This is a genomic window from Streptomyces sp. AC1-42W, assembly GCF_003248355.1.
Taxonomy (GTDB): Bacteria; Actinomycetota; Actinomycetes; order Streptomycetales; family Streptomycetaceae; genus Streptomyces.
In genome coordinates this window covers 201,542-215,910 of record NZ_QKWY01000002.1, presented here as the reverse complement: position 1 = coordinate 215,910, position 14,369 = coordinate 201,542, and the positions used below count along the sequence as shown (strand labels likewise).

The window sequence follows — 14,369 nt, the reverse complement described above, 5'->3', positions numbered from 1 at the left end:
TGATCATGGTGCCGGGGCGGCGGAGGATTCTTCGTGTCGGCCGGCGGGGTGCTGGTCGAGTCTGGCCAGCAGATCGTCCAGGTCGGAGGTGGTGAACTTCCACTGGAACGGCTGTGCCGTGGCGTTGTAGCGGTCTTCGAATTCTCGGAGCCGGTCTGTGACCTGGGTGAGGTCGGTGAAGTCGTTGGGCGAGACGACCTTGCGCTGGACGACGGAGAAGTAGATTTCCACTTGGTTCAGCCAGGAGGCGTGCACCGGGGTGTGGACCAGGACCGCGTTCGGGAACGCGTCCGACAGTCGGTCGGCGGCCTTCTTGCCGCGGTGGGAGGAGCCGTTGTCGACGATCCAGAACACGCGTTTCGCGCTGGCGTAGGGCTCGCGGGTCATGACCTGGGTGACCAGGTTCATGAACGGGGTGATGCCGGTGGTCGGCTCGCAGCGGCCGGACACTTTCGCGGAGTGGACGTCGTAGGCGGCCAGGTAGGCCAGGGCGCCGCCGCGCCGGTAGGTGTGGTTCACGCGCATCGCGCGGGCCCGGCCGGGCGGCAGGGTCGGATGACAGCGGCAGCGGGCCTGGATGGAGGTCTTCTCGTCCGCGCTGATGACGTACTCGTCGTCGCCGAGCGGGACGCCCCGCCAGGTACGGGCATACAGGTCCAGTACACGCTCGGCCTTCGGGCGGAAGTCCGGGTCGGTGACGAAGATCCAGGATTGGTACTGCCACGGTTTGATCGCGTCGTCGCCCAGCCAGCGACGGACAGTGGAGGCGGAGATCGAGCTGGCGATGGACCGGGCGACGACTTCGCGGGCAAGCTCCGGGCACGACCAACGCGCCAGCGGCACCCCTGTCTCGGCGGGCAGCCGGCAGGCCAGAGCCTTGACCTGGGCGGCCTGGAGCGCGGTGAACGAGGGGGGCCTGCCCGACCGGTCGAGGTCGCCCAGCCCGGCGAGCCCGTGCTCGGCGAACCGGCCGCGCCAGCGGCGGACCGTGTCCAGATGCAGACCCGTCTCCCGGGCGATGCGCGCGTTGGCGCGTCCGCGCGCCGCGTGCAGCACCACCTGCGCGCGCATCCGCAGCCGGTACTCGGTCTTGTGGCCGTAGGCCATCAGCTTCAGTCGCTCGCGCTCGGCGGCGCGCAGGGTGATCGTGCGGGCGACGGCAACAGGCAATGCAGGCGGGCCAATCCGGAGAAGTGGATCACAACAGGCCGAAGCTTGCCGTATCCGGTCCGTGGCCCCTCGGGCAGGATGGGCGCCATGCCCACGCCCTCGGAACACACCCGCCTCTCGCTGGAAGCCCGCCTCGGCGAGCAGGCCCGCGCCGTCTGGCCCCAGATTGCGCAGTTGCATGTCCGACACCGCGGAGCGTTCGCCTACGTGGAGGCCGAACTGGCCGACGGCGAACGGGTCAAGCTGATGCGACTGCGCTACACCGGCACCGTCAGCAAGAGGTGGGGCTTCGCCCCCTACTACGCCAGTGGCGACCGCTACGAAGACTCCCTGCTGCCCACCGGCAGCCCCACCGGCACCCCCGCGGAGGCGCTCGACTGCGCCTGCGAGCTCCACATCGCTGCAGTCGACATCTGACCCACTACCAGGCACAACGCCGGATCCGAAGTCAACCCCCGAAGGACTTACGGAGCCGACCACTAAGCTACTGGACCTAGCCAGCTGACCAGCAGTGTTGCAACGACCCCTCGAATTCGCCTTGCGGTGGGGCCCTTCGACGTTCCAGGGTGGCCTCACCCCTTGATGGGCAGATCCCTCGCCGCGTAGTACGCCTGCAGCGCTGCCTCGCTGCCGGAGCCCAGGGCAGTCATGATCCGTTGGAAGCGGGCGGAGCGGAGGTCGCCGGCCACGATGAGGCGGGGGTGCTGGTCGGTGGGCGGGCAGTACCCGTCCGTGCCACGGGTCAGGTCTCCGGGTGGGGCGGCGGGGGCGTTGCCCAGGCTGAGGAAGGCCGCGTCCGCCGTGATCGTCCGGTGGGTACCGTCCCTTCCCACTGCCTCGGCCAACAGCTGAGCACCTTCCCCACGGTGCAGCGTCAGGTGATCGACGGGGAGCAGCGTGACCCGTGAGTCGTCACGGATCTCGTCGATCTTGTACGCGTCCGCAGCCGGGTACGCCACGAGGAGGCGCGTGTCCGTGGTCGGATGGGCGCGCAGGAAGGTGCCGATCGGGCGGTCGCCGCCGAGGACGAGGAGGGTCCGGCCTTGGGCGTCACCGGCGTCGGCCTGCCAGAGCGCAGGCAGGGTCAGGCCGGCGGGAGCGGTGATCCAGGCCGCGTCGCTGGGCTGGAGAGGGCCGACGCCTGTGGCGACGATGGCGTACGGGGCGGTGAGGGAAGCGCCCGTGTCCAACGTGACGGTCACCTGGTCGTCGTCGGCGCGGAGCTCGCTGACGTACCGACCGAGTTCGAGGCGGCAGAGCTCCGTGGTCTTCAGCTCGGCGACGATGGCGTCGGCCAGCTCGGGGCCGCCGGTGTAGCCGCCGAGAACGTTGTTCAGGGCCGGAATCCGGTACAGGTTCCGGCACAGCCGGTCCGGCTCCACCAGGATCGAGCGCATGCCGACACTGGCGGCCATACGTGCGGCGGCGCACCCGGCGGGTCCGCCGCCGATGATGATCAGGTCGGTGTCGTACAGCGTGTCGCCCATGGGGCTATTCCAGCACCGGGGCCCCTGCGTACGCGGCGGTTCCAATCGAGTGACGATCCAGGGTGCGCAGACATGCTCCGAAGGCGTCGACCGCGGACTTCAGGACGCACTACTGCGCTTCAGGGTGGTCGACGCCGACTGAGGAGGACACCAGCCACTGCGTGCCAGGATCGCCCGCACTCCATCCCCGTCGACAAGCGCCCTCTGCGGGTGAACTCCCCGCTGGATGGCGACGGTGAACCCGTCGAATGCGCGATTCTTGGCTTCGCTCGGGGCCGCCCCGGTCCCCAGCCGTGTTCCCGGCCTCGCGAGGTGTTCCGCATGACGTCCCGATCCACGCTGACGGCCTGGCTGGCCGGCCTCGACGCGCCACGGCTGTCGCGCGTACTCGGGATACGGAAGGACTCCGTGGCGCCACCGGAGCCGCGTTCCGTGGAAGAGTCGGCGGAACGTCTTCTGCGGCCAGGCTCGGTGGCGCTCGTCCTGCCACAGCTGCCGTTGCCCTGCCTCCAGGTGGCCGAGACCCTGGCCGCCTTGGGAACCCCCCTGTCGCGCGGCGCCCTGGCGAGGGCACTGGGAGCGACGGCACCCGCCGCCTCTCGGGAACTGGACGCCGTTCTGGAGGCTCTGGCCGATCACGCACTGGTCTGGCCGGACGGCGACGGGAACCTCCGCATGGACGCCCCCTTGCGGCAGGCGTGGGACGCGCCCCTCGGGCTGGACGCACCGCTGGAGGAGCTATTGGAAGACGTGACCTCCGAGGAACTGCGCGGCATGCTCGTGGCGCTGGGCATCAGGCCGCCCGGCACCAGGCAGCAGCGCACGGCCGCCGTCCTGGAACACCATGGCGATCCGCAGCGCGTCGCCACAATGATCGCGAAGGCGCCATCGGCCGCCCGGCAGCTGCTGGAGCGACGGGCGAAGTCCGCACCACAGGACACGGAATTCGTCGCGTTCGGAGCTGCCACGGCCAATGTCCCGCCGGGTGAGCGGTGGGCCCTGGACAGGGGGTTCCTGATCCGCAACCGCCACGGATACGGGCCGGGCCGCATGCCCGCCGAAGTGACACTCGCGCTGCGCGGGCCGGACTGGAGTGCGCCGTTCGACCCCGTCCCGCCCGTGGCGGAGCTGGTGCCCGTCACCGCGGTGGAGGTGGAACGGGAGGCGACCGCAGCTGCCACGGCCTTCGCAATCCACGCCACCTCGGTTCTGTCGGCCTGCTCGGCGGCCCCACCGGTCCGGCTGAAGTCCGGCGGGATCGGCGCGCGTGAACTGGGACGGATCGGCAAGGCCGCGCAGGCCGACGACGCGGTGGTACGCATCACCCTGGAGGTCGCCTACTCGGTCGGGTTGCTGGGCGACGACGGCGACCGCATCACACCCACTGCGGTATACGACACCTGGGCGGTGCGGGAACCCGCAGCGCAGTTCGCCGAGCTGCTTCACGCATGGTGGAACCTGCAGTTCACTCCTTCGCAGTCCCGCGACGAGGACAACAAGTCGCTTGCCGCCGTGGCCGGGGGCCCTCGCTGCGACGCGTGCCTGCAGGCCCGTCGCGGGCTGCTCGCAGCGGCGGCAGCACTTCCGGAGGGTCAGGGTGTTCGGGTCGGCACCGATCTGGGTCCGTTCGTGGCCTGGCACCGTCCGCTCGCTCATCCGCCGTTCCACGACAAGACGCCCTTCGCCACAGTGGTCCGCGAGGCCGAGGTGACGGGCGTCATCGCCCGAGGCGCTCTCTCCCCGCTCGGTACGGCCCTGGCGACCGGTGACCGGGAGCAAGTGGCCGTCGCATGTCGGCGGCTGTTGCCGGAGGCCACGAGGACAGCCCGGTTCGGCGGCGACCTCACCGCTGTCGTCACCGGCACGCCCTCCGTGCGCCTGGCCGAGCTCCTGGACTCGACCGCCGACCGGGAGAGCAGCGGCACGGCCTCGGTATGGCGGTTCAGCGGCGACAGCATCCGCCGCGCCCTGGACACCGGCCGCGCTCCGGACGAGATCTCGGCCGAGCTGACCGCCGTCGCCGACGGGCCCCTGCCGCAGCCCTTGTCCTATCTCGTCGCCGACGCCGCCCACCGTCACGGCCGCATGCGTATCGCCCCCGCCGCCTGCGTCATCCACAGCGGCGAACCCGCGCTCCTGGCCGAGCTCGCCGCCCACCGGGCACTCGCCGCACTCGGGCTGCGACAGCTCGCCCCGACGGTGCTTGTCAGCGGCAGCTCGCCCGACAAGACCCTCGCCGCACTCCGGGGGCAGGGCTATGCGCCCGTCGCCGAGGCCGCGGACGGAACCGTACGCATCGAGAAAGCGCAGCCTCGACGGGCCGACGCCGTTACGCCCCCTCGGAAGGCCACCACGAAGGCCGGCACCGGACGCTCAGCACGCCGTACGGCGGAGGTGCCTGCCGCAGTCGATCCGTCCGCGCTGGCTGTCCGGTTGCTGGCCACCCCACCGACGGTTCCGGAGCCCGATCCATTCGGTACCGGGGTTCCCTTCGGCACGGACACCGAAGAGATCGTCGCCGGATACGCGAAGCATCTGCCGTACACCGACGTCCGCCAGCTGGCACACGCCATCGACACGGGCACGGCCATCACCGTCGAGTACGTCGCCGCCTCGGGCAGCCGCACCGTGCGCACCCTCAGCCGCCTGGAACTCGACCCGCCCTACCTGGAAGCATGGTGCCGCCTTCGAAACGCTGATCGTGTCTTCACCCTCTCCCGCATCCAAGGCGTCATGCCGGCGCGGGCAGACGAGTCGGCGTAACGCCCACGCCGAGGCGCGGCGGCCTCACCCCCGACGAAAGCCGGGACACCTGTCATCCATCGAGATATAATTGATGGCACAGGTGATATCAGGAGGTATGCCCCATGAGTCGAACCGTGATCGACCTCGACGACGAGCTGCTGGCCGATGTCGCCCGAGCGCTCGGCACCAGTACCAAGAAAGAGACGGTCAACACCGCGCTGCGCGAGGTACTGGAGAACCGGCGGAGGGCGCTCGCGCTCGCTCGACTGCGCGCGGCCTCCGCCGACGGGGCCTTCGACCTGGAGCTCTTCCAGAAGAAGGGTGACTACCGCCGGTGAACGCCGCGCAGTTCCTGATCGACACCAGCGCCCTGGCACGCCTCATGCGCGCCGGCGCCGAGCAGTTCGGCTGGGACCAGGCAGCCGCCGCCGGACTCATCGCGACGTGCCCGATCACGGAACTCGAATTCTTCTACAGCGCCCGCTCCGCGGCAGACCGCGCTCAAGGCATCGAGGACATGCGTCTGCTGTTCGGATGGGTGCCCGTCGATGACCGCGCCTACGACCGCGCCCGGCAAGTACAGGAAGCGCTCACCAAGAGAGGACAACACCGCAGTGCCGGAGCTGTGGATCTGGTCGTGGCCGCTACGGCGGAACTGCAAGGGTTGACGCTCCTGCACTGCGACCGCGATTTCGAATGCATCGCGACGGTCACCGGCCAGGCCCTTCAGTGGTACGGACCGGACACCGGCAAGTAGGGCGGAAGGACGCCGAACTCCCACTGTTCACAGTCTCACTTCTGGTCTCATTCGCCCCCCGGCCGGGCCCGTCCGCACGGTCACACTGAGCGCTCCGCCCCAGGTCAGGTTCGGGGGCCGTTTGGGGGGAGGTAGCCGAGTTGGGCGGCGTGGACTCCGGCCTGGAAGCGGCTGCGGGCGTCCAGGTGGCCCAGTAGGCCCTTGGCTATGCGGCGGGCGGTGCGGGGGGAGACGCCCAGGCGCTTGGCTATGGCCTCGTCCGTGTGGCCGCGGGCCAGCAGGCGCAGGGTCTCGTGCTGCTGGCGGTTCAGGGCGTGCTCCTCGGGCTTCTCGCACGGGCCCAGGGGGTCGGCGTCCAACCAGACGTGCTCGAAGAGGGCCTCCAGCGCCGCGATGAGGCCCCCGCCCGACACCACGAGTGCGCCGAGCGAGGAGTCCTGGTCGTCCAGGGCGACCAGGGCGAGGCGGTGGTCGGCGATGATCATGCGGGTGCTGAGCGAGGGCGTCGTACGGACCTCGGCGCCGAGCGAGGCCAGCCAGGTCACATGGGTCACCGTGGGCGGGTGGTTGTGGATGCTGGAGAGGTAGACCGTGCGCATGCGCACCCCGCGTTCCAGGAGTTCCTGGTTGAGCGGGCGGGAGGCGTGCATGTTCTCCTCCGTCTGCGCGCCGCCCGTCGCGAAGGTCAGGATCTCCTCCTCCACCTCCTCGTGGAGCTGCGTCAGGTAGTCGCGCACATGGTCCACGCCGTCCAGGTGCACCACCGGGGACTCGCCGATCGCCGGATGGGTGGCGGGGAGGTCACAGAGGAGTTCGGCCACGGCCGCCTCGCCGTCCGCCAGGCGCCGGCGTTCGGCGGCGAGCCGGGCGCGGCGGCGGGCCAGCAGCGCTTCCAGGCCGAGCCGGGGATCGACCACGTGCAGCCTGCGCCCGCCCGAGCTCGCGGCCGGCCGCACCAGGGCGAGGTCGAGCAGTGTCTCCAAGGCGCCCTCGAATTGATCCGGTGTCAGTTCCAGCTGGGCGCGGTGCTCGGCGAGGGACGCGTAGGGCTGGGCGAGCAGCGCCCGGTAGACGGCCTCGGAAGTGGCGTCCAGCCCCAAGGGGTCGAGCATCGTCCCTCCCCGTCAGGAACCCTGTCGGCACGGTCGGTCCGGCCACCTGCCGGATTTATTCCTCAAGTGCCGAATTCTATTCTTCGGCAACTCGTTGACGCTGCGGTAAAGATCATGGCACGAGAGGGTGAGCGGCGGCAGACGGCCTCCCGCCGACCGGGCAGGGCGGGCCGTCCGGGCGTCCGGATGCTGGACGGAAGGGGCCATGGCCTCATCGGTCCAGTGGTCTCACCTTCACCATCGCCTCGCTCGCGTACAAAACTCACGGTGCTGTCGAACACTCCCCACCGATGGTTCGAAGGGCTACCGCATGACGCGTCTCCACCTGTTCTCCGTTACCGCGCTCGTGTCCGTGGCGCTGAGCGGCGGCGTTCTCCTCGCGGAACCCGCGTACGCCGCCACCTCCGCTCCCGTATCCGCCCCGGCGTCCGCCTCCGCCGCCACTTCCGCCTCCGCCTCCGACGTACCGCGCGGTCCCGCCGGCCACGGCGTCCCGTCCGCACACCCACGCCCGGGTCATCTGCCGCACGACTTCGGCTGGCAGTAGCCCTCCGCTTCGAAACGGGTACGACGACGCGGCGGCCCGACGACGGGCCGCCGAGAGCGCACGGGAAGGCGGACGACGGTGCTGTTCCAACTGCTCGGGCCCCTGAGCATCACCGATGGGCGGGACCATGTGGTCCTTCCGCCCTCCAAGCCGACCGCACTACTGGCCGCCCTGCTCATCCGTCCGGGGCGCGTGGTCTCCACCGACCACCTGCAAGAGGCCGTCTGGGGCGAGGAACAGCCCGTCACGGCCAAGGCCGCGCTCCAGAGTTGCGTACTGCGGCTGCGCCGCATCTTCGCCAAGTACGGCATCGAGAACCAGGCCGTCGTGGCCGTCGCCGGCGGCTATCGCATCCACGCCGACGCCGAGACCCTCGACCTGCTCCACTTCCGGCAGCTCGTCGACCGTGCGGCGGCGGCCGGCGCGGACTCCGAGCTCTACACCCTGCGGGCGGCCCTCGCCCTCTGGCAGGGGCCGCTGCTGGCCAACGTGCCCTCCGGGCTGCTGCACCGGGACGAGGTGCCCCGGCTGGCGGAGGAGCGGCTGCGGGTCCTGGAACGCGTCTGCGACATCGAGCTGGAACACGGCCGCTGCCGCGAAACCCTCGTCGATCTTTGGGAAGTTACGCGCGTATACCCGGCTCACGAGCGGTTTTCCGAGCAACTGATGCTGGCTCTCTACCGGACCGGGCGGCAGGCGGAGGCGCTGTCGGAGTACCGGAGGATCAAGCGGCATCTGCGCGAGGAGCTGGGTGTCGATCCCCGGCCCGGACTCCAGCGCCTGGAGCTGGCGATCCTGCGGGGCGACGACCTCGGCGCCCCGGACACCGGGCACGCCCCCCTCTCGCTCGTCCCCCCGGCCGCGCCGGCCACCGCACCACCCGCCGCGCTCCCGCCCGCCGCCCGGACCGAGGACCGGGATACGGGTGCGGGCGCGGGCGCGGGCCGGAACGAGAACGCGCCCGTACGCCGCCGCACCGCAGCCGCGCCCCCCGCGCCCCTCCCCGCGGTGCCCGGCTTCACCGGCCGCCGGAGCCAGGTGGACGAACTCCTCACCGTGCTGACCGGCAACGGAGCCACCGCCTCCCGGCCCGACCCCTCCAGCCCCGTTAGCCCTGCCGGCCTCACCAACCCCACTGGCCTCGCCAACCCCACCGCCCCCTCCGACCCCGGCCGCGCCCCCCTCGCCGTGCTCTCCGGGGCGCCCGGCATCGGCAAGACCGCGCTGGCCCTGCACGTGGCACGCCTGGTGGACGGGTACTTCCCGGGCGGCTGCCGCCTGTTGCCGCTGACCCGGCCGGACGGCACCCCGCGCCCGACGGAGGAGGCCGCCGCCGAACTCCGCGGCACCGCCCCGGAGGAGCCCGGCCCCGGACGCACGCTGCTGATCCTCGACGACGTCGTCCACCCGGACCAGGTGCGCCCGCTGCTCACCGCCCACGCGGGCGGTGCCGCGATCATCACCAGCCGGATGGGGCTCGCCGCCCTGGTCGCCACGCACGGCGGCACCGTGCACCGGCTCGGCGCGCTCGCTCCCGAGGAGGCGTACGACCTGCTCACCGCCGTGCTGGGCCGGGAACGCGTCGCCGCCGAGCCGGCCGCCGCGCGGCTGATGGCCTCGGTGTGCGGGCACCACCCGCTCGCCCTGCGGATCGCCGCCGCCCGCCTCCTCACCCGCCCCCGCCTCAAGCTGGCCGACTGCGCGGACTGGCTGGGACGCGATCTGCCGGGCCGCCTCAGCCTGGCCGACGACCCCCGGATGTCCGTACCGCTGACCCTGGACGAGGCGGTGCGGCGGCTTCCCCCGGTGCTGGCCGAGGCGCATCTGCGGCTCGGGGCGGCGACGCGCGGGCCGCTCACCGCGGAGCTGGCGGCCACCGTCCTCGACCTCCCGCCGGAGCCGGCCGAGGACGTGCTGGAACGGCTCCTCGACGCGGGCCTCCTGGAGGAGGAGCACCCCGGCGTGTTCCGGATGCACGAGCTGCTGCGGGCGCACGCCCGGCGCGCGACCGCCACCTCCGTCCGGCCCACCCCGGCCCTCCTGCGCCCACCGCGGCGCGGGGAGACACCCCAGGCGGGCAGTACCTGCCCGACCGCCTTGCGGTGACCCTCCGTCACCGCACCGCGGGCGGCGCCCCTCGCGTCCGCCCGGACCGGCCGCCCGGCCCCTGAGAACACCGGCCCCTGAGAACGCCCGCCCCGAGCCCCGGACCCGCACGCCGCACGCCCCCGCACAGCCGGCGGCGGGGCCCGCCCTCGTACCCGAGTACCCGACTGTCCCTCTCCCCGAACAAGAGGTGTGACGCACGCATGGCAGCAACGTCGTACGCAGAGACCGCCGGCACCCGGCCCCGGGTCCGCCGTGACGTCCTGTTCACCGAGACGCCCGACGGCGTGATCTTCCACAACGCCGATGGAGGGTTCCGGCTCACCGCCAGATCCGGCTACCGGTTCGCCAGCCTCCTGGTGCCCCATCTGGACGGCAGCAGATCGGTCGAGGAGATCTGCCAGGGCTTCGGCGACCAGCAGAAGGCGATGGTCGGCGAACTCGTGAAGGCCCTCTACGCGCGGGGCTTCGCCCGGCCGGTTCCGGCACCGAACGAGTCGGCGGGCCCCCGGACGGACCCGGCCGCCGCCGAGCGGTTCGCCCAGCAGATCGCCTACATCGACCACTACGCGGACGACGCCGACGCCCGGTTCGCCCGCTACCGCGCCACCCGGGTCGCCGTGCTCGGCGACGGACCGGTCGCCCGCTGGTGCGTGCTGTCGCTCGTCCGCAACGGCTGCGCCGCCGTCGGCGTCGAGGCCGCCCTCGCCGACGGCTCCGGCGGCACCACCGCCGAGGAGTTCGCCGAGGTCCGCCGGGAGGCGGCCCTGGCGGCGGACCAGGACTGTTCCGTCGAGTTGGCCGTACTCCCGGAGCGGCCCGGTGCCGGCTGGGCGGCGTACGACGGGTACGACGTCGTCGTCGCCGCGGCCGGGCCCCGGGTGCCGGGCACCGTGCTCGCGCTGCTGCGGGACGGGGTGCCCGAGGGGCGGACGCTGCTTCCGGCCTGGACGTTCTGGGGCCGGGCCGTCGTCGGGCCGGTCATGACCCCGGGCTCGGCGGCCTGCTGGGCCTGCGCCGCCCTGCGGCTGGGCGCGGCCGGCGGCGGGGCCGACGCGGCGGCCGCCGGCCTGTGGAGCGGGCTGGCCCTCGGCACCGGCACCCCCGGCCCCCAGCCCGTGGGACCGCTCGCGGCGATGCTCGGCAACCTGCTGGGCTACGAGGTGTTCCGCCTGGTCACCGAGGCGCTGCCGGCCGAGAGCCGCGACCGGCTGCTCATCCAGGACATGGCCTCCTTCGACGTGGCGTCGGAGCCCCTGCTGCCGCACCCCGCGTGCCCGTTCTGCACGGCACCCGCCGCGCTGCCCGAGCCGGTCGACCTGACCGCCGCGCCGGCCCGCCCGGCGTTCCTCCCCACGGTGGCCACCGCCCCCGACGACGAGGCCGCCCAGGGCCCGCTCGGCGAACTCGAACGCCGCTCCGCGCTCGTCCACCCGCACACCGGGGTGTTCACCGCCTACGCCGACGAGCGGCTGACCCAGACCCCGCTGAAGGTGGGCGCGGTCGTCCTGGGCGGGCTGGGCACCCTGACCCCCCGCACGATCACCGCCTTCGACGTCCACCACACCGCCGGCGCCCGGCTGCGGGCGCTCAACGCCGCCGCGACCGTCTACGCCGAGCACGTGGCGCCCGCCCCGGTGCCCGACGACGCCACGGCGGAGCTGCCCGCCGTGGACCCGGACGCGCTCACCGTCGCGTCCGGCACCGGCGGGACCGGAACGGCCGTCCGCTGGACGGCGGCCGTATCGCTGCTCACCAAGGAGGTGGTGCGGGTGCCCGCCGGCGCGGTGCGGCCCTTCGGCGCGGACAACGCGGACCGCCGCTTCGAACCCACCCGAGCCGGAGCCGGGGCCGGTGCCGACCTGCCCGAGGCGGCCGCGGCCGGGCTGCTGTCGGCGCTCGCCCACGACGCGCTGCGCCGGGCCGTCCGGGGCACGGGCGACGTCTCCGTGCTCACCCCCCAGGCCCTGGGCGAGGACCCCGAACCGGTGTTCCTGCTGCGTTCGGCGGCCCACCTGGGCCTCGCCGTGGAACTGCTCGACCTGGGCGAACAGGCGCACTCCGGGGCGTCCGTCGTCCTCGCCCGGACCACCGGCACGCCGGGCCCCGCCCGCTGGGCCGTGGGCGCGGCCCCGGACCTCGCGGCAGCGGCCGTGGACGCCCTGCGGGACCTGCTCGGCGCGGTGCAGACGGCGGACGGGCCCGACGCGACGGACACCGGTGACCCGCTGCTGGCCGACCTGGACGCGTCGCTCGTCCCGGTCACCCGCGCACAGCCCGCCACCCCGGACGCCCCGGACGCCCTGGACGCCCTGGACGCCCCAGCCGATCCGGACCGGACGGACGACGCCGGCTGGGCGCGCCTCCTCGAACGCCTCGCCGCCGCCGGGCGGGACGCCCTGGTCGTGCCCACGCACGCCGCCGACCTGCCCACCGCCGGCATCCACACCGTCCGCGTCCTGCTCACCCGGGCGGCCGCCGATGCCGGCTGAGACCGCCCGGCGCCCCAGGCCCGACACGCGCCCCCGGCCCGACGAGCGCTCCGAGGCCGACGCGCGCTCCGATGCCGCCGGCCGGTTCGCCGCCGCCGTCCGCGACGCGCTCGCCGCGAGCGGCACCGACCGGGCCGTGACGGTCGCGCCGCTCGGCGTCCGGGACGCGTACGCGCGCACCGGCGCCGCGGCCGGGGACGCCCCGGCCGACGCCACCGCCGTGCCCCTCCACCTGTACGGCCGGCAAGTGCTGATCGGCCCCTGGCCCGCGCGGGACGGCCGTGCGGGCTGCGGCACCTGTCTCGCCCGGCGCTGGCAGGGCGTGCGCTCGGTGTCCCTGCGCGAGGGCCTCGAACTGGGCACCGGGACCCGGCCGGTGGGCGACTGGCCGTACGGCACGCCGTTCGCCGTCACCGCCGTCGCCGCCCTGGTGGCGGGGCTCGCCGGGGCCGGCCCGAAGCCTGGCCCGTACCCCCGGGTCCATCTCCTGGACCTGGACGCCATGACCGTACGCAGTCATCCCCTCGTCCCCGATCCGGAGTGCCCCGACTGCGCCACGCCCCGGCCCGACACCGCCGAAGGGGCCGCGCTCACCCTGCGGCCCGCGCCCCCGTACCGGCCGGGCGTCTTCCGGGTCCGGCGGGTGGAGGACTACCGGCTGCCGGAGGACGCCTTCGTCAACCCGCACTGGGGCGCGCTCGGTTCCTCGGTGATCTGCGACGTCGCGTCCACCACCACCTCCGCCACCGTCGGCTGCTTCTCGACCCGCTCCGGGGACTACCTCCGCGAGACGTTCTGGGGCGGCCACGCGGACACGTACGCCCACAGCCGGAGCATCGGCATCCTGGAGGCGCTGGAGCGTTACGCCGGGATGCGGGCCAGGGCCCGGACCACCCGGCTCACCGCCTCCCTCGACGAGCTGGGCCCCGACGCCGTCGATCCGCGGGAAACCGGCCTGTACGCGGCCGAGTTCTACGCCGCCAACCCCCGGGTCCGCCCCTTCGCCACCGACCGGAAGATCCCCTGGGTGTGGGGCTGGTCGCTGCGCGACGACCGGCCCCGCGCGGTGCCCGAGATCCTCGCCTACTACCACGCCCCCGGCCTGGAGGGCCGGTTCGTGCAGGAGAGCTCCAACGGCTGTGCCTCCGGCGGCAGTACGGAGGAGGCGGTCTGCTTCGGCCTGATGGAGGTCATCGAGCGGGACGCCTTCCTGCTCGCCTGGTACGGGCAGGTGCCGCTGCGCGAGATCGACCCGGGCACCAGCGCCAGGGCCACCACCCGGCACATGGTGGACCGGCTCGCCATGTACGGCTACCGGGCCCGCTTCTTCGACACCCGGATCGGCTTCCCCGTCCCCGTCATCACCGGCTGTGCCGAACGCTTCGACGGCTCCACCGGCCGGATGTGCTTCGGCGCGGGCGCCGGACTCGACCCGGAATCCGCCCTGGACTCCGCGCTCTGCGAGATCGCCACCGACGCGGTCAACCTCGTCGGCCGGACCCGGCGCGACGAGGAGCGGCTGCGCGCCATGGCCACCGACTTCGACCGGGTCACCACCCTGCACGACCACCCGCTGTCCTACGGCATCCCCGAGATGGGCCGGCACGCCGACTTCCTGCTCCGGCAGCCCGAGCCCCGCCCGCCGCTCGCCGTCGCCGAACTGGCCTGGCCGGACACCGAAGGCGACCCGGCGGCCGCCCCCGACCTGCGCACCGACCTGCTGCGCGCGGTCGGCGCCGTCACCGCGGCCGGACACGACGTGGTCGTCGTCGACCAGACCCTGCCCGAACAGCGCGCGCTGGGGCTGCACACCGTGAAGGTCCTGGTGCCGGGGCTGCTCCCCATCGACTTCGGCTGGTCCCGCCAGCGCGCCCGGCACATGCCCCGGATGCGCACCGTGCTCGGCCCCGCCGGACTCAACCCCGCACCGCACCCGTTCCCATGACCGGCCGT

11 protein-coding genes are annotated in these 14,369 nt (G+C 73.3%); 8 read left to right on the top strand and 3 right to left on the bottom strand.

The genetic code is table 11. From position 1 onward, the window contains the following. Positions 1–3 precede the first annotated feature (3 nt). Positions 4–1,170, bottom strand: coding sequence for an IS630 family transposase (locus DNK56_RS18770; RefSeq protein ID WP_241989748.1), 1,167 nt, complete (start codon positions 1,168–1,170; stop codon positions 4–6). Positions 1,171–1,257: 87 nt separating this feature from the next. Between DNK56_RS18770 and DNK56_RS18765 the strand changes: the two genes are divergently transcribed. Next, on the top strand, positions 1,258–1,587 hold the full coding sequence (locus DNK56_RS18765) for a hypothetical protein (RefSeq protein ID WP_111330414.1): 330 nt from the start codon (positions 1,258–1,260) through the stop codon (positions 1,585–1,587). A 155-nt stretch (positions 1,588–1,742) separates the two neighbouring features. On the opposite strand, the gene DNK56_RS18760 is transcribed toward DNK56_RS18765, so the two are convergent. Beyond that, positions 1,743–2,657, bottom strand: coding sequence for an FAD-dependent oxidoreductase (locus DNK56_RS18760; protein ID WP_111336288.1), 915 nt, complete (start codon positions 2,655–2,657; stop codon positions 1,743–1,745). Positions 2,658–2,978: 321 nt separating this feature from the next. On the opposite strand from DNK56_RS18760, the gene DNK56_RS18755 reads away from it, so the two are divergent. From DNK56_RS18755 to DNK56_RS18745, 3 genes are all read left to right on the top strand, one after another. Beyond that, a complete protein-coding gene (locus DNK56_RS18755) occupies positions 2,979–5,420 on the top strand; it encodes a helicase-associated domain-containing protein (protein WP_111336285.1) in 2,442 nt (813 codons plus the stop codon). 104 nt (positions 5,421–5,524) lie between these two features. Then, a complete protein-coding gene (locus DNK56_RS18750) occupies positions 5,525–5,740 on the top strand; it encodes a type II toxin-antitoxin system VapB family antitoxin (RefSeq protein WP_111336282.1) in 216 nt (71 codons plus the stop codon). Continuing rightward, positions 5,737–6,159 carry a PIN domain nuclease gene (locus DNK56_RS18745; RefSeq protein WP_111336280.1) on the top strand — a complete coding sequence of 141 codons (423 nt, stop codon included), beginning with the start codon at positions 5,737–5,739 and terminating at the stop codon, positions 6,157–6,159. Before DNK56_RS18750 ends, DNK56_RS18745 begins: the two co-directional genes overlap by 4 nt. Positions 6,160–6,263: 104 nt before the next feature. Here DNK56_RS18745 and DNK56_RS18740 read toward each other — a convergent pair whose 3' ends face one another. Beyond that, the gene (locus tag DNK56_RS18740; RefSeq protein ID WP_111336277.1) at positions 6,264–7,271 is read right to left on the bottom strand and encodes a helix-turn-helix domain-containing protein; all 1,008 of its coding nucleotides are present in this window, start codon (positions 7,269–7,271) and stop codon (positions 6,264–6,266) included. Positions 7,272–7,581: 310 nt separating this feature from the next. Here DNK56_RS18740 and DNK56_RS35025 point away from each other — a divergent pair, with 310 nt between their 5' ends. The 4 genes from DNK56_RS35025 to DNK56_RS18720 all read left to right on the top strand — a co-directional run bounded on the left by DNK56_RS35025 (position 7,582) and on the right by DNK56_RS18720 (position 14,361). Continuing rightward, positions 7,582–7,818, top strand: coding sequence for a hypothetical protein (locus DNK56_RS35025; protein WP_158564899.1), 237 nt, complete (start codon positions 7,582–7,584; stop codon positions 7,816–7,818). 78 nt (positions 7,819–7,896) lie between these two features. After that, the gene (locus tag DNK56_RS18730; RefSeq protein ID WP_111336274.1) at positions 7,897–9,924 is read left to right on the top strand and encodes an AfsR/SARP family transcriptional regulator; all 2,028 of its coding nucleotides are present in this window, start codon (positions 7,897–7,899) and stop codon (positions 9,922–9,924) included. Between the two features lie 203 nt (positions 9,925–10,127). Beyond that, positions 10,128–12,416, top strand: a complete 2,289-nt coding sequence (locus tag DNK56_RS18725; RefSeq protein WP_111336272.1) for a TOMM precursor leader peptide-binding protein — start codon at positions 10,128–10,130, stop codon at positions 12,414–12,416. Beyond that, positions 12,406–14,361, top strand: a complete 1,956-nt coding sequence (locus DNK56_RS18720) for a TOMM precursor leader peptide-binding protein (protein ID WP_111336269.1) — start codon at positions 12,406–12,408, stop codon at positions 14,359–14,361. Before DNK56_RS18725 ends, DNK56_RS18720 begins: the two co-directional genes overlap by 11 nt. Positions 14,362–14,369: the final 8 nt, after the last annotated feature.